16 protein-coding genes are annotated in these 17,342 nt (G+C 68.2%); 9 read left to right on the top strand and 7 right to left on the bottom strand.

Translation table 11 applies throughout. The annotated features are described in order from the left end of the window. Window positions 1–10: 10 nt before the first annotated feature. Window positions 11–3,415: an amidohydrolase family protein gene (locus tag IWC96_RS00840; RefSeq protein ID WP_196838194.1), complete on the top strand. Its 3,405-nt coding sequence runs from the start codon at window positions 11–13 to the stop codon at window positions 3,413–3,415. A 42-nt stretch (window positions 3,416–3,457) separates the two neighbouring features. Here IWC96_RS00840 and folE read toward each other — a convergent pair whose 3' ends face one another. Further along, window positions 3,458–4,039 carry a GTP cyclohydrolase I FolE gene (folE, locus tag IWC96_RS00835; RefSeq protein WP_196838193.1) on the bottom strand — a complete coding sequence of 194 codons (582 nt, stop codon included), beginning with the start codon at window positions 4,037–4,039 and terminating at the stop codon, window positions 3,458–3,460. Between the two features lie 162 nt (window positions 4,040–4,201). On the opposite strand from folE, the gene fliQ reads away from it, so the two are divergent. Genes fliQ through cckA form a run of 4 tightly spaced genes read left to right on the top strand, consistent with a single transcriptional unit; the run spans window position 4,202 to window position 8,437 of the window. Further along, a complete protein-coding gene (gene fliQ / locus IWC96_RS00830; protein ID WP_021696206.1) occupies window positions 4,202–4,465 on the top strand; it encodes a flagellar biosynthesis protein FliQ in 264 nt (87 codons plus the stop codon). A 7-nt stretch (window positions 4,466–4,472) separates the two neighbouring features. Continuing rightward, window positions 4,473–5,243, top strand: a complete 771-nt coding sequence (gene fliR / locus IWC96_RS00825) for a flagellar biosynthetic protein FliR (RefSeq protein WP_021696205.1) — start codon at window positions 4,473–4,475, stop codon at window positions 5,241–5,243. After that, a complete protein-coding gene (gene flhB / locus IWC96_RS00820; protein ID WP_021696204.1) occupies window positions 5,236–6,309 on the top strand; it encodes a flagellar biosynthesis protein FlhB in 1,074 nt (357 codons plus the stop codon). Before fliR ends, flhB begins: the two co-directional genes overlap by 8 nt. A gap of 49 nt (window positions 6,310–6,358) precedes the next feature. Then, a complete protein-coding gene (gene cckA / locus IWC96_RS00815) occupies window positions 6,359–8,437 on the top strand; it encodes a cell cycle histidine kinase CckA (RefSeq protein WP_021696203.1) in 2,079 nt (692 codons plus the stop codon). Here cckA and IWC96_RS00810 read toward each other — a convergent pair whose 3' ends face one another. Beyond that, window positions 8,438–8,803: a hypothetical protein gene (locus IWC96_RS00810; RefSeq protein WP_021696202.1), complete on the bottom strand. Its 366-nt coding sequence runs from the start codon at window positions 8,801–8,803 to the stop codon at window positions 8,438–8,440. It abuts the gene before it with no gap. Window positions 8,804–9,008: 205 nt separating this feature from the next. Here IWC96_RS00810 and IWC96_RS00805 point away from each other — a divergent pair, with 205 nt between their 5' ends. Further along, complete coding sequence (locus IWC96_RS00805) at window positions 9,009–10,829, top strand: DUF885 family protein (protein WP_021696200.1); 1,821 nt, start codon at window positions 9,009–9,011, stop codon at window positions 10,827–10,829. 7 nt (window positions 10,830–10,836) lie between these two features. Here IWC96_RS00805 and IWC96_RS00800 read toward each other — a convergent pair whose 3' ends face one another. Then, on the bottom strand, window positions 10,837–11,742 hold the full coding sequence (locus IWC96_RS00800) for an NAD(P)/FAD-dependent oxidoreductase (RefSeq protein ID WP_196838192.1): 906 nt from the start codon (window positions 11,740–11,742) through the stop codon (window positions 10,837–10,839). After that, window positions 11,739–12,149: a DUF4282 domain-containing protein gene (locus IWC96_RS00795; RefSeq protein ID WP_196838191.1), complete on the bottom strand. Its 411-nt coding sequence runs from the start codon at window positions 12,147–12,149 to the stop codon at window positions 11,739–11,741. The genes IWC96_RS00800 and IWC96_RS00795 overlap by 4 nt, the downstream gene beginning before the upstream one ends. A 156-nt stretch (window positions 12,150–12,305) precedes the next feature. Between IWC96_RS00795 and IWC96_RS00790 the strand changes: the two genes are divergently transcribed. Continuing rightward, window positions 12,306–13,517 carry an NADP-dependent isocitrate dehydrogenase gene (locus IWC96_RS00790; protein ID WP_021696197.1) on the top strand — a complete coding sequence of 404 codons (1,212 nt, stop codon included), beginning with the start codon at window positions 12,306–12,308 and terminating at the stop codon, window positions 13,515–13,517. A 99-nt stretch (window positions 13,518–13,616) separates the two neighbouring features. Here the strand turns inward: IWC96_RS00790 and IWC96_RS00785 are convergent, their stop codons facing one another. Then, on the bottom strand, window positions 13,617–14,318 hold the full coding sequence (locus IWC96_RS00785; RefSeq protein ID WP_045318671.1) for a helix-turn-helix domain-containing protein: 702 nt from the start codon (window positions 14,316–14,318) through the stop codon (window positions 13,617–13,619). Window positions 14,319–14,586: 268 nt separating this feature from the next. On the opposite strand from IWC96_RS00785, the gene IWC96_RS00780 reads away from it, so the two are divergent. Continuing rightward, window positions 14,587–15,495, top strand: coding sequence for a DUF3883 domain-containing protein (locus IWC96_RS00780; RefSeq protein ID WP_231378740.1), 909 nt, complete (start codon window positions 14,587–14,589; stop codon window positions 15,493–15,495). Here the strand turns inward: IWC96_RS00780 and IWC96_RS00775 are convergent. Both IWC96_RS00775 and dinD read right to left on the bottom strand, forming a co-directional pair. Continuing rightward, complete coding sequence (locus IWC96_RS00775) at window positions 15,434–15,685, bottom strand: hypothetical protein (RefSeq protein WP_148291532.1); 252 nt, start codon at window positions 15,683–15,685, stop codon at window positions 15,434–15,436. The genes IWC96_RS00780 and IWC96_RS00775 overlap by 62 nt on opposite strands. 22 nt (window positions 15,686–15,707) lie before the next feature. Beyond that, window positions 15,708–16,553, bottom strand: a complete 846-nt coding sequence (dinD, locus tag IWC96_RS00770; RefSeq protein WP_021698239.1) for a DNA damage-inducible protein D — start codon at window positions 16,551–16,553, stop codon at window positions 15,708–15,710. Window positions 16,554–16,634: 81 nt separating this feature from the next. Here dinD and IWC96_RS00765 point away from each other — a divergent pair, with 81 nt between their 5' ends. Further along, complete coding sequence (locus IWC96_RS00765) at window positions 16,635–17,327, top strand: hypothetical protein (RefSeq protein ID WP_158332142.1); 693 nt, start codon at window positions 16,635–16,637, stop codon at window positions 17,325–17,327. Window positions 17,328–17,342: the final 15 nt, after the last annotated feature.

The following is a 17,342-nucleotide window of genomic DNA, read 5'->3' as shown; positions in this document are numbered from 1 at the left end:
GATATTCCCCATGAAGCGCATCCTGTTGGCGAGCGTCGCCGTCCTGGCCATCAGCTGCCCCTCGTGGGCCCAGGAACCCCAGCCGGCCCCGACGCCCCAGCCGGTACCTGCCGACCAGTCCGACGCGGACAGCCCCGAACAGCAGGAGCAGGAGCCGCGGCCCCTCGAGCAGGAGCTGGCGCAACAGGAAGCCGTGGGATCAGGCCCCACCGAGCCGCCTCCCGGCGCGGGTGAGACGGACGAGGCCTGGGATGTGAACAACCCCATGGGCCCGGCGCGCGACATCCCCATCGATGTCACCCAGGGCACCTGGATGTCCGTGGATGTCAGCCCCGACGGAACCGAGATCGTCTTCGACATGCTGGGCGACCTGTATGTCATGCCCATCGGCGGCGGCCCGGCCACCAATCTCACCTCGGGCGTCGCCTGGGACATGCACCCCCGCTGGTCGCCCGACGGGCGCTCCATCGCCTTCACCTCGGACCGGGGCGGCGGGGACAACATCTGGACCATCGACCGGGCCGGCGGCGAGACCACCCAGATCACCCGTGAGACCTTCCGCCTGCTGAGCCAGCCGGACTGGACTCCGGACGGCCAGTTCATCGTGGCGCGCAAGCACTTCACCTCCGGCCGTTCGCTGGGGGCCGGCGAGATGTGGCTCTATCACCGCTCGGGCAGCGGCTCCGGGGTGCAGCTGACCGAGCGCCGCACCCAGCAGAAGGACTCGGGCGAGCCCGTGTTCTCGCCGGACGGCCGCTATCTGTATTTCAGCGACGACGCCACGCCGGGCGGCACCTTCGAATACAGCAAGGACCCCAACGGTCAGATCTATGTGATCCAGCGCCTGGACCGGGAGACCGGCGAGGTGGAGCCCTATGTGACCGGGCCCGGCGGCGCGATCCGGCCGACCCCGTCGCCCGACGGCCGCTGGCTCGCCTTCATCCGGCGGGTCCGGTACCAGTCGACCCTGTATCTGATGGACATCGAGTCCGGCCGCGAAATCCCGATCCATGACGGGCTGGACCGCGATCTTCAGGAAACCTGGGCCATCCACGGGGTCTATCCGGGCATCAGCTGGACCCCGGACAGCCAGTCCATCGTCTTCTGGGCGGGCGGCCACATCCGTCGCATCGACATCGACAGCCGCGAGGTCGCGGACATCCCGTTCCGTGTCACCGACACCCGCCGGGTGCAGGACGCCCTGCGCCGCCCGGTTGAGGTGGCGCCCGAGCAGTTCGACGTGCGCATGGTCCGCTGGGCCGAGACCTCGCCCGACGGCCGCCGCGCGGTGTTCGAGGCCCTGGGCCATCTGTGGATTCGCGACCTGCCGACCGGACAGGCGCGCCGCCTGACCCGTCAGGACGACCATTTCGAGCTGTATCCGTCCTGGTCCCGCGACAGCCGCTCCATCGTCTACACCACCTGGAGCGACGACGAGCTCGGGACCATCCGCGTGGTTCCCGCCTCGGGCGGGAACGGCCGCGTGGTCAGCCAGGGGCCGGGGCACTATGTGGAGCCGACCTTCTCGCCCGACGGCCGGACCATCGTCTACCGGACCGTGTCGGGGGGCGGGCTGCGCTCGGGTCTCTACAGCCGCGACACCGGCGTCTACGCCATGCCCGCGGGCGGCGGAGAGCCGACCCTGGTGGTCGGTTCGGGCTCGCAGCCCCAGTTCGGCGCCGACAGCGACCGGTTGTTCTTCACGGCCTCGGGCGCCGAAGGGGTGCGGGAGTTCCGCTCCATCGACCTGGACGGCTCGGACGAGCGCACCCACCTGACCAGCCAGTATGCGTCCGAGTTCTTCATCTCGCCGGACCAGAACTGGATCGCCTGGACCGAGCGCTTCAACGCCTATGTGGCCCCCTTCATCGGCACGGGCCGGGGCGTGTCGCTCAGCGCCGGGGGCGGGGCCCTGCCCCAGACCCGGGTCACCCGCGACGCGGGCGAGTGGCTGCACTGGTCCGGCGATTCCAGCCGCCTGCAATGGTCGCTGGGGCCGGAGCTGTTCTCACGCGATCTGAACGAGGCCTTCGCCTTCGTCGAGGGCGCGCCCGAGACACTGCCCGAGGCGCCCGAGCGCGGGATCAATCTGGGCTTCAGCCATCCGACGGCGGCGCCCGACGGCGTGCTGGCCCTGACCGGCGCCCGGCTGATCACCATGAACGGCGACGAGGTGATCGAGAACGGGACCATCGTCATCGACGGCAACCGCATCGCGGCGGTCGGCCCGGCCGGATCGGTCACGGTCCCGGCCGGCGCGCGGACGGTGGACGCCTCCGGCGCCACCATCATCCCCGGCATCATCGACGGTCACTGGCACGGCTCCATGGGGTCCAACGAGATCATCCCGCAGCAGAGCTGGGTGAACTACGCGTCCCTGGCCTTCGGGGTCACGACCATCCACGACCCGTCCAACGACACCAGCGAGATCTTCGCCCACAGCGAACTGGCGCGGGCGGGCAGGGTGCTGGGGCCGCGCATCTTCTCCACCGGCACGATCCTGTACGGCGCCGCCACGCCCTTCACGGCGGTGGTGGAGGATCTGGACGACGCCCGGTCGACCCTGCGCCGGATGCAGGCGGCGGGCGCCTTCAGCGTCAAGAGCTACAACCAGCCCCGTCGGGACCAGCGTCAGCAGATCATCCAGGCCGCGCGCGAACTGGACATGATGGTGGTGCCCGAGGGCGGCTCGCTGTTCCAGCACAACATGACCATGATCGTGGACGGTCACACCACCATCGAGCACGCCATCCCGCTGGCCAATCTGTACGCCGATGTGCACCAGCTCTGGAGCCAGACGGGCGTGGCCTACAATCCGACCCTGACGGTGGCCTACGGCGGCAACTGGGGTGAGAATTACTGGTACCAGGAAAGCGAGGTCTGGCGGAACGAACGCCTGCTGCGCTTCGTGCCCCGCCGCATCGTGGACGCCCGCTCGCGCCGCCCCGTGCATGTGCCGGACAACGAGCTGAACCACATCTCGGTCGCCCGGGAGGCCGCACGCCTGGCCGAGCTGGGGGTGCCGGTCCTGCTGGGGCCGCACGGTCAGCGCGAGGGGCTGGGCGCCCACTGGGAGATGTGGATGCTGGAGCAGGGCGGCATGAGCCCGCACCAGGCGCTGCAGGCCGGCACCATCCAGGGCGCCCGCGCCCTAGGCATGGATCGCGACATCGGGTCTCTCGAGCCCGGCAAGCTGGCCGATCTGGTGGTGCTGTCGCAGAACCCGCTGGAGAACCTGCGGAACTCCACCTCGATCCGCTACACGGTGATCAACGGCCGCATCTTCGACGACAACATGGACGAGGTGGGCGGCCAGCCACGCCGCCCGTTCTGGTTCGAGGGCGAGGACGGCGACACCCTGGCCCCGGACGAGGCCATCGGCCAGGTCCACGGCCATGACCACGGCGAGCACTGACCCGGAAACCCTCTTTCCCTTGAGGGGGAAGAGGGTCCGCTTCTAGCCCCGCGCCAGCCGCATGAATTCCTCGCGGGTGCGGGGGTCGTCGCGGACCACGCCGATCAGGTGGCTGGTGATCAGGCTGGCGCCCGGCACATCGACGCCGCGCATGGTCATGCAGCTGTGCTCGGCCTCGATGATCACGCCGACGCCCTCGGGACGCAGCACCTCGTGGATGGTGCGGGCGATGTCGGCGGTCATCTTCTCCTGGATCTGCAGGCGCCGCGCGAAGCCGCGCACCACCCGCGCCAGCTTGGAGATGCCCACCACCCGGTCGGTGGGCAGATAGGCCACGTGCGCCTTGCCCACCACCGGCAGCATGTGGTGTTCGCAGAAGCTGACGAAGCGGATGTCCTTGAGGATCACCAGCTCGTCATAGCCGCCCACTTCCTGGAAGGTGCGCTCCAGATATTCGCGCGGATCGACCTCGTAGCCGGCGAACAGTTCGCGATAGCTGCGGGCCACGCGGGCGGGGGTGTCGATCAGCCCTTCGCGGGCGGGATCGTCGCCGGCCCAGCGGATCAGGGTGCGCACGGCGGCTTCGGCGTCGGTCTGGGAGACGGGGGTGTTGTCGTCGGTCATGGGGCGTCCATAGCGGATCGTGGCGATGAGGGTCCAATCGAGGAGTCCTTTTCCATACGATTTCTCCGGCTGAAGGGATGCGATCAGCCGATCTTAGCCCCCTGTTAACCATGCCCCCGGCATTTTCTGCCCGGTGTATTGTCGACTGACGGGGCTGAGCGCGTGACGGGGACCGAGGTGATGGATGTGGGGCGCGACGCCCTGTGGCTGACCATCCAGCTGGCCTCGCCGGTGCTGATCGTGGGGCTGGTCGTGGGCGTCGTCATCGGTCTGTTCCAGGCCCTGACCCAGATTCAGGAAGCGACCCTGATCTTCGCACCCAAGATCATCGCCATCTTCGTGTCGCTACTGCTGCTTCTGCCGCTGATGGGCGCCCTGATGGGCGGGTTCTTCCAGCAGATCACCGAACGCATCGCGGGGATGTAGGGCGTCCATGGAGCCTTACGCCGCCGCCGATCAGGTCTGGGCCGGCGGGCTGATCTTCGCCCGCGTGGGCGCCATGCTGATGACCATCCCCGGCGTCGGTGAGGCCTATGTGCCGCCGCGCATCCGCCTGTCCATGGCCCTGGTCATCTCCATCGCCCTTGCGCCCGTGGTGGTGGGCTATCTGCCCCCCCTGCCGGCCACCATGGGCGGGGTGGCGGGCTGGGTGATCCGCGAGGTGGCGACCGGCCTGATGATCGGCGCCCTGCTGCGCATGATGCTGTCGGCCCTCGCGACGGCGGGGGAGATCGTCTCGCTGCAGACCACCCTGGCCTTCGCCCAGACCGCCAACCCGTTCCAGGCCCAGCCCGGTTCGACCCTGGCCGCCTTCCTGACCCTGCTGGGCGTGACCCTGATCTTCGCCACCGACACCCATCACCTGTTCATCGCCGGTCTGGCCGGCAGCTATGAAGTGATCCCGCCGGTCAGCCCCCTGCTGCTGAATGACTTCGCCGCCATGGCCGTGCGCACGGTGGGCGACAGCTTTCTGCTGGGGGTGCAGCTGGCCGCCCCGGTGCTGGTCTTCTCCATGATCTTCAACCTGGCCTCGGGGCTGGTGGGCCGGGTCATGCCCCAGTTCCAGATCTTCTTCGCCACCGCCCCGCTCAGCATCATCCTGGGCCTGTCGGTGTTCGCCCTCAGCTTGGGCGTGGTGGGCACGGTGTTCATCGAGCGGTTCCGCACCCTGGCCATGGGGTTCACCGGAGGCGCCGGTGGCTGAGGAAAAGGACCAGGAGTCCAAAACAGAAGAAGCCACCCCGCGAAAATTAGACGAGGCGCGGAAAAAGGGCGACGTCGCCAAGACCCCGGACCTGGCCAGCTGGCTGTCGCTGATGGGCGCCTCGGCGGTGATCCTGATCGGCGGCGGTTGGTTCACCAGCCGGATGGCGGCCGAGCTGATGCCGTTCCTCGCCCAGCCCCACGCCATGGTCGACGCCCTGCACGCCGGAGCCGGGATCGAGATCGGGACCCGCGCCCTGTGGGCCACGGTCCCCCTGCTGGGCGCCATCGCCCTGGCCACCATCGTCGGCGGCGCGGGCGGCAATCTGGCCCAGTCGGGCTTCCTGTTCACCGGCGAGAAGATCAAGCCGAAGCTGGAGAAGATCTCGCCCCTGAAGGGCGCCAAGCGCATCTTCGGTCCCGACGGCCTGATGCAATTCGTCAAGACCTTCCTCAAGCTGGTGGCCATCGTCGCCATCGCCTGGGTGGTTCTGAAGCCCCACACCCGCGAAATGGAGGCCATGGCGGCCATGAGCCCGGCGGCCATCCTGCCCATGGCCCGCGATCTCGCCGTCGCCATCCTGGGCGCGACCCTGGCCTTTCTGGGCGTCGCCGCCTTCGCCGATTTCCTGTGGCAGCGCCACCGCTTCGCCAGGCGCATGCGCATGACCCGCGAGGAGCTGAAGGACGACTACAAACAGGCCGAGGGCGACCCCCACGTGAAGGCCAAGCTGAAGCAGATCCGCGCCCAGAAGGGCCGCCAGCGGATGATGCAGAACGTGCCCAACGCCACGGTCATCGTCACCAACCCGACCCACTATTCCGTGGCCCTGAAATACGAGCCGGGCGAGGACGCCGCGCCGCTCTGCGTGGCCAAGGGCGTCGACGCCCTGGCCTTGAAAATCCGTGAAGTGGCCCGCGAGCACGAGGTGCCCATCATCGAGGACGTGCCCCTGGCCCGCGCCCTCTACGCCACGGTGGAGGTGGACGAGGTCATCCCCCGCGAGCATTTCGAGGCCGCCGCCAAGGTCATCGGTTTCGTGCTGAACAGCCGCAAGCGTCGCTGAGACTGAAACAGGGTATGCTGATGATCAGCGAATCGGCTGCGAGGCCCCCATGGAAGCCCTGACACGGGACATCCCCACCCGGATGCGCATCGACCCCTGGCTGGTGACGGCGGCGGTCTGCTTCGTCATCGCCGTGGCGGCGGCGGCCTATCCGGCCTTCCGCCACGACCCCTGGAGCGCCCCGGGGCTGATCCTGATCGTGACTCTGGCGGCGGTGGCCCTGATGGGGGTGATGGCGTTCGGCCGCGCCGATGCGGGCGAGCGGCGGCGCGCGGCGGGCGACGCGGCGGTGGACCTGCTGGACGCCATGGCCGAACCCGCGGCCCTGGTCTGGAGCGGCGGACGGGTGCTGGCCTTCAACGCCGCCTGGACCGAGGCGGGCGGGGCGACCACAGCCCTGCCGTCGGGCCGTTCTGCGAGCTCCCTCTACATGGCCTTCGCCCAGGCGCGCGGCGGCGAGCCGGGCCGCGCGATGCTCAGGATCGGCGAGCGGGACGTGGAGGTCCTGATCGGCGCGGCGGGCGACGGACGCTTCCTGGTGCGCCAGGCCCCCGAAAGCGTGCTGGCCCCCCGCGACCCGGCCCAGCCCGCACGGGCGCCGGTGGTGGAGACCGGCGACGGCCGCGCCATGGCGGCGGGTGCGCCCTTCGGGTCCGCCGTGCTGGCGGGCGAGGACCTGTTCGCCGGCAAGGTGGAGGAGGCCAATCCCGCCCTGGCCGTGCTGACCGGCCCCGCGGCCGCGCGCGACGCCGCCTTCGGCCAGCTGTTCCTGCCCCAGGGCGTGGCCGAGGCGCGCGAACGCATCGCCCAGGGCTCGTCCGGCCCCATCGAGCTGATCGCCAAGGCGTTTCCGGACCGCAGCCTGCACCTGTATGTGGCCCCCGAGGGCGAGGGACGGCGCATCTGGCTGTTCGACGTCACGGCCCAGAAATCCACAGAGATGCAGCTGGCCCAGGCCCAGAAGATGCAGGCGGTTGGCCAGCTGGCGGGCGGCGTGGCCCACGATTTCAACAACATCCTGACGGCCATGCGCCTTCAGACCGACGCCCTGCTGGAGCGCCACCCGGTGGGCGACCCGTCCTATGACGGGCTGAACGCCATCCGCCAGACCGTGTCGCGCGCCGCCAGCCTGGTGTCCAAGCTGCTGGCCTTCTCGCGCAAGGAGACGGTAAAGCGCGAACGGCTGGACCTGGGCGAGCTGGTGGCCGATTTCGCCGTCCTGCTGCGCCGCCTGCTGCACGAGGACGTGCGGCTGGAGACCGACTACGGCCGCGACCTGCCCACCGTGACCGCCGACCGGGGCCAGCTGGAGCGGGCGGTCATGAACCTGGCCGTCAACGCCCGCGACGCCATGCGCGGGGTGGTGGAGCCGGGCGCGGGGCTGGTCACCATCCGCACCCAGCGTCTGTCCGCCGATCAGGCCCGGGAGCTGGGCTGGGCCGCCGCGCCTGACGGCGACGTGGCCCTGATCGAGGTGGCCGACACCGGCCCGGGCGTGCCGCCCCAGCTGCTGGACAAGATCTTCGAGCCCTTCTTCACCACCAAGCCCGTAGGCGAGGGCACGGGCATGGGCCTGGCCACCATCTACGGCATCATGCAGCAGGCGGGCGGCCATGTGGCCGTGCAGAATCTGGAAGGCCCCAGCGGGATCGAGGGGGCGGCCTTCCGCATGTTCCTGCCCGCCGCGAACGAGAAGGATCTGGCCGAGGCTGTGCAGGAGCCCAAGCCCAAGAAATCAGCCCCGCGCGACCTGTCCGGCGCCGGCCGCATCCTGTTCGTGGAGGACGAATCCGCCGTGCGCCTGATCGCCGCCAAGCTGCTGCGTCAGCGCGGCTATGAGGTGATCGAGGCCGCCGACGGCGAAGAGGCCCTTCTGCTGGCCGAAGAGCACGCCGGCCAGATCGACATGCTGATCTCCGACGTGGTCATGCCCGGCATGGACGGCCCGACCCTGCTCAAGAAAGCGCGCATCTATCTGGGCGACGCGCCGGTCATGTTCATCTCCGGCTATGCCGAGAGCGATTTCTCGGACCTGCTGACGGACGAGGCCAATGTCTCGTTCCTGCCCAAGCCGCTGGACATCAAGACCTTGGCCGAGCGGGTCAAGCAGGAGCTATACGCCGCCTGATCAGCCCTTGCCGCCGCGCCGATCACGGCGGTCGCGGCGTCCGTCCCGATCCCGGTCCCGGCGGCGGTCGTCGCGCCACTCGCGGCGATCGTGGCGGTCCCGGCGGTCATAGTGCCGGGGGCGGGGCGTGTAGACCGGCGCCACATAGACCGGCGCCCCATAGCCGTACGTGGGCGGGCAATAGTATTCGCTGACCCCATAGGCGTTGTGCCGGTAGTAGCAGTTGGCTGTGCTGGCGGCGATGGAGTCGGCCGCCAGGGCCAGGCCCTCCAGAAAGGCCGGATCGGTGACGCAGCCGGACACCCCGGCTCCGGCGGCGCAGGCGACGGCGAGATTGCGCATCCGGCGAATGATCGGTCGGGACATCGACGACCCCTTTCAGCGGCGGCCCTCCCGCCGTCCATCAGACCCTGGGGCCGAACCTTGGTCGCTGACAAGCCGGGAAGCCCTGACCATCCCTGACGCGAGGCCCGGGCCGCCGGCCAGGATGAAAGAGTTGTAACGCGCGCCGGACTTGTTCTCCTGCCGGGGGGTGATACCCCTTCATCCTGGGTTTTTCGGGAGCTTCGCCATGATCGACCGCCGTCGCCTTCTCTTCACCGCCGCCGCGGGGGCCGGTCTGGCCGCCTCCGGCCAGGTTCTGGCCTTCGCCCGTCAGGACACCGCCGAGGCCACCCTCGAAGGCCTGATGGAGCGCATCGTCCAGCAGATGGTCATGACGTCGCCCGAGACGGTGACCATGCTGGGCCTGGACACCGGGCCGATGGCCGCCCTGAAATCGCGCCTCGACGACCGCTCCGCAGCCAAGATCGAGGCTGACAAGGTGGTGTTCCAGGGCTTCATGACCGAGATGGAGTCCATCGACCGCGCGGCCCTGCCCGCGCGCAGCCAGATCCACTACGACACGGTCAAATACTTCGGCGATACGGTCGCCTCCAGCTACGAGTTCCCTTACGGCCAGGGCTTTCCGTCGCCCTATACGGTCAACCAGCTCGGCGGGTCCTACAACAGCGTCCCGGACTTCCTGGACGCCCAGCACCGTATTGAAACGGCCGAGGACGCGGAGGCCTATCTCTCGCGCCTGGAGGCTTTCCCAACGGCCCTGGACCAGGAAACCGAGCGGATGCACGCCGATTTCGCGGCGGGCGCCGTGCCGCCCGACTTCATCATCGAGCGCACTGTGGGTCTGCTGGGAAATCTGACGGGCACGCCGGCGGGCGAGTCGGTCATGACCACCTCCATCGCGCGCCGCGCCGCCGAGGCGAATCTGCCCGGCGAATGGGGTGAGCGCGCCCGCCGCATCGTCGAGGGCGGCATCTATCCCGCCGTGGAGCGTCAGGCCGAAGCCCTGCGCAGCCAGCGGGCGAACGCCACCCATGATGCGGGCGTGTGGCGGCTGCCCCGCGGCGAAGACTATTACCGCTTCGGCCTGCGCTATTTCACCACCACCGAGATGACGGGCGCCGAGGTGCACGCCATGGGGCTGGAGCAGGTGGCCGAACTGAGCGCCCGCGCGGACCAGATCCTGCGCGCCGAGGGCCGCACCGAGGGCACCGTCGGTGAGCGCATCTCGGCCCTGGCCCGCGATCCCGCCCAGGTTTATCCCAACACCGACGCGGGCCGTGAGGAGCTGCTGGCCTCCCTGAACGCCCAGATGGCCGACATGCAGGCCCGCCTGCCCGCCTATTTCGGCCGCATCCCGGTCTCGCCGGTGGAGGTGCGCCGCGTGCCGGTCACCACCGAGGCGGGCGCGCCGGGCGGCTATTACCAGCCGCCGGCTCTGGATGGCTCGCGTCCGGGCGCCTACTACATCAACCTGCGGGACACGGCTGAATGGCCGAAATTCACCCTGCCCACCCTGACCTATCACGAGGCGTCGCCGGGCCATCACCACCAGATCGCCCTGCAGATGGAGAACGACGACGCGCCCATGCTGATGAAGCTGCTGGGCTTCTCGGCCTATTCCGAAGGCTGGGGCCTCTACGCCGAACAGTTGGCCGACGAGATGGGCGTCTATGACAACGACCCGTGGGGCCGTCTGGGCTACCTGCAGTCCTTCATGTTCCGCGCCGTGCGCCTTGTGGTGGATTCCGGGCTCCACTCCGAACGCTGGAGCCGCGAACAGGCCATCCGCTACATGGTCGAGACCCTGGGCGACGCCGAGAGCACGGTCACCACCGAGGTGGAGCGCTACTGCGTCTGGCCAGGTCAGGCGGCCAGCTACAAGGTGGGCCAGACCGTGTGGGGCAACCTGCGCACCCGCGCCATGACCCAGCTGGGCGACCGCTTCGACATCAAGGGTTTCCATGACACGGCGCTCAACGCCGGCGGCGTGCCGCTGACCGTGCTCGAACGTGTGGTGGACGACTGGATCGCGGCCCAGCGGGGCTGACGCCGCCTCAGTCCGCCGTCATCCCCTCCGCCTGTCTGAAGCGGTTGTGGATGGCGGTGGCGGCCACCGCCGCCTCGGCCGAGGCCACGGTCAGCTGGTTGAGGCCGCGCACCACATCGCCGGCCGCATAGAGGCCCGGCACGCTGGTCTGCTGGTGATCATCCACGGCCAGACGTCCGTCCTCGCCCAGGGCCGCGCCCAGATCCACGGCCAGGCCGCACTCGGGCGTGGTGCCCAGGGCCGAATAGACCGCATCGAAGCTGGTCTGCTTTCCGCCCCATGACAGGGCGATCAGCCGGTCGCCCTCGATATGCACCTGCTCGATGGTGGTCTCGATCACCGGCACGCCCAGACGCTTCAGGTCGTCGCGCCGGGTCAGGGCCACGGGCGGCCCCACATGGATCAGGCAGACCTGCTCCGAATAGGTGCGCACGAAGGCCGCCTCCCGCGCCCCCAGATCGCCGTCGCCGATCACCGCGATGGATTTGCCGATGGCCTCGAAGCCGTCGCAGATGGGGCAGATGCGCACCAGCCCCCGGGCGATGGCGTCCTCGACTCCGGGCAGGTCCGGGTGATGGTCCACCACCCCTGTGGCCAGCAGCACGGCGCGGGCGGTGATCCGCACATCCCCCAGCCGCGCGGTGAAGCCGTCGCCCTCGCGCGCCAACCCCTCCACGAACACCGGCCGGATCTGCGCCCCGTACTCCTCGGCCTGAAGCCGCATGCGGGTCAGGATGGCGTCGCCGCCGATGCCCTCCGGAAAGCCCGGCATGTTGTGGCTGAGCGGGATCCAGGCCGCGCGCGGCTCGCCCCCGTCGGCCACCAGCACCGAGCGCCGGAACCGCGCCAGATAGGTGGCCGCCGTCAGCCCCGCCGGGCCCGCGCCGATGATCAGGACATCGACCGCCGTCACGGCTCCCCGCGCGCGGGGGCGTGATCCTGCTCCACATAGGCGCGCATGACCTTCAGGTCCGCCGCGATCTGGAACAGGGCCACGTACAGCTCGCAGAACGACCGCCACAGCAGGGCCCCGATGGACAGCACCAGCAGGCCGATCACCAGCGTCGGGATCGCCAGCACCCACGACAGCCAGCCCGGCTCGTTCAGCGCCAGCCCCACGGCGCCGCCCACCACCGCGAACCCGCCCAGCACGATCAGCGCCAGCCCGGCCCAGTAGATCAGATGGATCACCGGCCCGGTCAGCAGCCGGTCGAAGGTCAGCAGATCGGTCAGGATCTCGCCCGGCGACGCCTTGCGGAAGGCCTCCAGCGACGGACGGACAGTGGGCGCCCGGGCGGGCGAAAGGGGACGACGCGGCATGGCCGGTTGCTCCGAACGAAGACCACCCAGCGCTATCAGCGCCCCCGGTTTCGCGCAACGGGCGAATGGCCCGCCGCCGCGGCGGGCTTTGCACCGGCGGCCGCGCTCGCTATACCCCGCCCGACACTTTTCTCCCCAACCGGAAGGCGACGAAGCATGACCAGGATCAAGGTCGACAACCCCATCGTGGACATCGACGGCGACGAGATGACCCGGATCATCTGGCAGATGATCAAGGACAAGCTGGTCTTTCCGCATCTGGACCTTGAGCTGGACTACTACGACCTGGGCATGGAGCACCGGGACGCCACCGACGATCAGGTGACCATCGACGCGGCCGAGGCCATCAAGAAGCACGGCGTCGGCGTCAAATGCGCCACCATCACCCCGGACGAGGCGCGGGTCGCGGAGTTCGGCCTCAAGAAGATGTGGCGCTCGCCCAACGGCACCATCCGCAACATCCTCGGCGGCGTGGTCTTCCGCGAGCCCATCATCTGCTCCAACGTGCCCCGTCTGGTGCCCGGCTGGACCCAGCCCATCATCGTCGGCCGCCACGCCTTCGGCGACCAGTACAAGGCCACCGACTTCCTGTTCCCCGGCAAGGGCACCCTGTCCATCAAGTTCGTCGGCGACGACGGCGCGGTCATCGAGCACGAGGTGTTCAAGGCCCCCTCGGCCGGCGTGGCCATGGGCATGTACAACCTCGACGACTCCATCACCGAGTTCGCCCGGGCCAGCCTGGCCTACGGCCTGGCGCGCAACTACCCGGTCTATCTGTCCACCAAGAACACCATCCTCAAGGCCTATGACGGCCGCTTCAAGGACATCTTCCAGAAGGTCTTCGACGAGGAGTTCAAGGCCGAGTTCGACGCCCGCGGCCTGACCTATGAGCACCGCCTGATCGACGACATGGTGGCCGCGGCCATCAAATGGTCCGGCGGCTTCGTCTGGGCCTGCAAGAACTACGACGGCGACGTCCAGTCCGACGTGGTGGCGCAGGGCTTCGGCTCGCTGGGCCTGATGACCTCGGTGCTGATGACCCCCGACGGCAAGACCCTGGAGGCCGAGGCCGCCCACGGCACCGTCACCCGCCACTACCGCCAGCACCAGAAGGGCGAGGCCACCTCCACCAACTCCATCGCCTCGATCTTCGCCTGGACCCGCGGCTTCAAGCACCGCGGCAAGCTGGACGGCAATCAGGCCCTGATCGACTTCGCCGAGACCCTCGAAAAGGTCGTCGTGGACACGGTCGAGAGCGGCCACATGACCAAGGACCTGGCCCTGCTGGTCGGCGACCACCAGAGCTGGCTCACCACCGAGGGCTTCCTCGACAAGGTGGCCGAGAACCTGACAAAGGCCATGGCCTGATCCACCGGCCCCGAGGACGCTTCTGGGGCCGATTTTGAGACCTGAGCAGCGGCGCCGACCCCGGTCGGCGCCGCTTGCCAATTTCAGACCCTGTCGCCCCTAGAACCCCGGCAGCGGCGCGTCCGGGTCCAGCCCCACCGCCCTGCACGCCGCCTTTCTCGCATTGGCCCGCACCCTGCGGATCTGCTCCTTGAAGGCCTCCCGCTCGGCGTACCGGTGGGACCAGTAGCGCACCAGAATCGGATCGCGCGGCCCCGGATCGTCCGGGTCCACCCGGAACCGCTCGCCCACCCGCCCGTCCTTGTTCATGACGATGTCGTACAGGGTCTCAAGGTCGATGGTCTCGATGGTCACCGCCGGCCCGCCCCGTTTCTCCGCCATCCGGCCATAGGCCTCCGACAGCCGCGCCAGCTTCTCCGCCTCCACGAACAGCCGCGCCCGCATGGCCCGCACCGAGGCCGCCATGGCCTGTTCGGCCAGAGCCGCCGGATCGCCCAGCATCGCTTCGTCGTCCGCGCCCGGCGGCCCGAACAGGCCCGCCTCCGGGTCCGGCCGCGTCTGGTCCGCCCGCTCCTCCTCGGCGATGGCCTCGGCGTGGGCCCGCGCATCCGCATCGGCGCTGCGCTTCTTGCTCCAGCCCCCCTCCCAGGCATGGCGATAGATGGAGCTGGGCGACACCTTCCACCGCACCGCCAGCTCCTTCGCCGTCGCCCCGTTCCGGTACGCCTCCCGGATCTCGTTCCAGCTTTCCTCGCTCAGCCGAAACCACGTCGGCTGCGCCTCTTCGATCTTGCGTGTCATGGGGTGATGATGGCGCAGGCCCGAACGCGTGCGGACAAATCGCCCCCAAACGACCGCCCGATCCTTGCGGATCAAGACCTTGGGGCTCCGAACGCGGCGGCGTATGGCGCGCCCCACCCCAACCCCCACCCCAACCCCAATCCCCGTCATCGTCCGGCTTGACCGGACGATCCAGACTCACGGCGCCGCGTGCGTGCGCAGCGCCCGACGAGGCGCCTGGTCAAACCCATTCCTGTCCCGCTACCCTGGGTTGGCGGGGGACAACGCATTGGCGGATCAGAACGTCACAGGCAGCAATTGGTCGGACGATGAGCTTGACGCCATCGTTGCGGACCACTTCGCCATGCTGCGCGCCCAGTCCGAGGGGGAGCCCTATGTGAAGGCGCACCACGCCCGGGCCCTGATGGAACAGACAGGCCGCTCCCACCGCTCGGTCGAGTTCAAGCACATGAACATCTCGGCCGTGCTGGCCGAACTGGGCCTGCCCACCATCCGCGGCTATCGCCCCATGGCCAACTATCAGGCCGCCATCTTCGATGCGCTGGATCGCTATCTCGACGCCCGCCCCGATGCCTGGGCCCTCGGCCTGCCCGACCAAGCCTCCGGCCTCGCCGAAGAGGGCGCGGTCTATTCCTCCCCCATCGGGGGAGGGGGACCGCCGCAGGCGGTGGAGGGGGCAGCCGCACCGGGCGCGATCCTGCCCGCCACAACCCCGCCCACAGCCAACCCCGCCAAGCCCCGCCCGCCGGGTCTCGTCCGCATCATCCGCAAGTTCGACCCCGCCGCCCGCGACCACCGCAACCGCACCCTCGGCCTGATGGGCGAACAGCGCGTGTTTGACCACGAGTGCGCCTTCCTCATCGCCAACGACCGCGCTGATCTGGCGCGGAAAATCGAATGGACCTCGCAGGAGCATGGCGACGGCGCCGGCTACGATATTCGCAGCTACGCACCCGACGGCCGCGAGCGTCTGATCGAGGTCAAGGCCACACGCGGCGGCCCCACCACCGACTTCTTCCTGACCCGCACCGAGCGCGAAGTTTCATTGGAACGCCCCGACGCATGGCGCCTCTACCGCCTGCACGATCTGCCCAAGACGCCGGGCCTTTTCCAGCTCAAGCCCCCGCTGGAGGTTGCCGTGAACCTGAGCGCGGAGACATGGCGCGCGCGGTTCTGACCGACGGGCTGCGCTCGAACCGGATCAGATCGTACTTCTCGGCGAACCATTCCAAGAACGCGGCGGGCGTTTGGCCGTCGCGCCAATAGTCGGTTAGTTGCTGTTCGTCGATCCCGGCATCTTCAATGCCGATGCACCACTCGCGGCGCATCAGTTGATCGACGGCGGCGGTCCATTGAGCCTTGTTCATTGCGGAGCCTCCTTGGGCGGCATCAGCCGCCCGACTGGTCTTTCAGGGCCTTCGCCTTGGCCCTTTCCAGTTGACCGATGCTTGTGTCCGGCGTGGGCAGGTGCTCAGGCATCACGCCGCCCAGTTCGGCGATCGTGCTGCGCACCTTCCTTCCCACGGCATGATGAATGTCGTTCGCCTGCGCCTTGGTGCGCGCGCCATCGCGCTTGAGCTTTTCCTCGGCCTGCGTGGCGCGGAACAGGTTCGCCGCAAGTTCGGTCGAGCCCATGTGATCCAGAATCTTCTGGCTCTTCTTCAGCCCCTTCAGGGTGTGAATGTCCCGCATGGTGCGGCCGCCATAAAGGCCCCGATAGCCGTGATCCTGAAAGATCGCATAGTCCAGCCCAGTCTCCACGCCCGATTGCCGCGCTGCCGATGCAAGGGCCGTATTGTGCTGGGCCATCTCCCGACGAAGCATCAGCCGCCGGTCATCTTCCGAAAGCCCGGCGAAGGACGGATCGTCCTGAATCTCCTGACGTCGAGTCTGGACGGCGAAATAGGTCTGGCCTGCCGCGATCACCGGCTTGGCCGGATCGCCATTCTGGACAATCAGGTAGCAGGCATAGCGCGATAGCCGAACGTCCGCGATCGCGCGCCGAGCGCCGGAGCCAATGTCGACCATTTTCCCGACGTCGGCAAAATGGTCGGCTTCCTCCAGCCCAGCCTGCACACATGAAACGCGCGCCTTTCTTACGACCTGAAGGAAGTTGTCATATTTCTCGTACCCCAGAACGGGCGCCAGTTGCCTGGCCAGCCAGTACTCCGCGCCCTCGTTCTCATGACGGATCGACTCGAAGGTCTGGCGGTGCGGATGAGCGATATCGGTCATCAAATGAGTATGCTCAACTAAGAACATAATGGCAACGCGCATTGCGTGCGGGGCCAAGAATCATGCGACCCTCTCTCCGCTATGGATGATCGAAGCGTTCCGCTCAATGAACTCCCGGGCTTTCTGTCAACCATTTCCATGGTTGAGGATGATGGGCGGGAGACCGTCAAAGGCTTGGTTGCCGCGGAGCGAAAATCGCCGCCCCGCTATGATGCGGCGCGGCAACTATTTTTGAGCGTATTGGAAGGGCGAATGACCCTCGCCCAAGCTCAGTCATATGCATCGGGCCTGCCTGATCCGATAGACCGCCGATGCGCTGAAGGCGTTATGGGGGCAGGGGCCATCTTTCTAAAAGAGGCTATCGTAAGCCCGATTGGCCAATTGCCTCCGCTTACCTTTCCGGTACGGGCTGACCTGACTCTCAAGATATCGCCAATCCGTGTGCGACAGCTGGAAGAGCCGCGTCTCTTATTGTTGCACTTGTGGGATCGGCCGCTCAACGAACGGCAAATCCGGGCCGCCCTGGCGATTTTAAAGCGTGGCCTTCTGGAGCAAGCACCAGATTATGCTTACTGCGACGTCGATTTTGTCATCTTATCCACTCAGCCGTTATCGGCCCATCGGTCTTGTCGCGTTTACGAATGGCCCACCCTCCCGGCCATGAAACAAGAAGAACTAAATCAGTTCCTAGAGATGTTGACGACGGCATGGGACGAATATCAACGTAAAGGGCCGCGCCTGATCAAGAGACGTCATCAGCCTAGGCTTCTTTAGAAATATCCTGACCGA

The organism is Brevundimonas sp. BAL450, from assembly GCF_015767455.1.
GTDB classification, from domain to species: domain Bacteria; phylum Pseudomonadota; class Alphaproteobacteria; order Caulobacterales; family Caulobacteraceae; genus Brevundimonas; species Brevundimonas abyssalis.
This window is presented reverse-complemented; position numbering and strand designations above follow the sequence as displayed.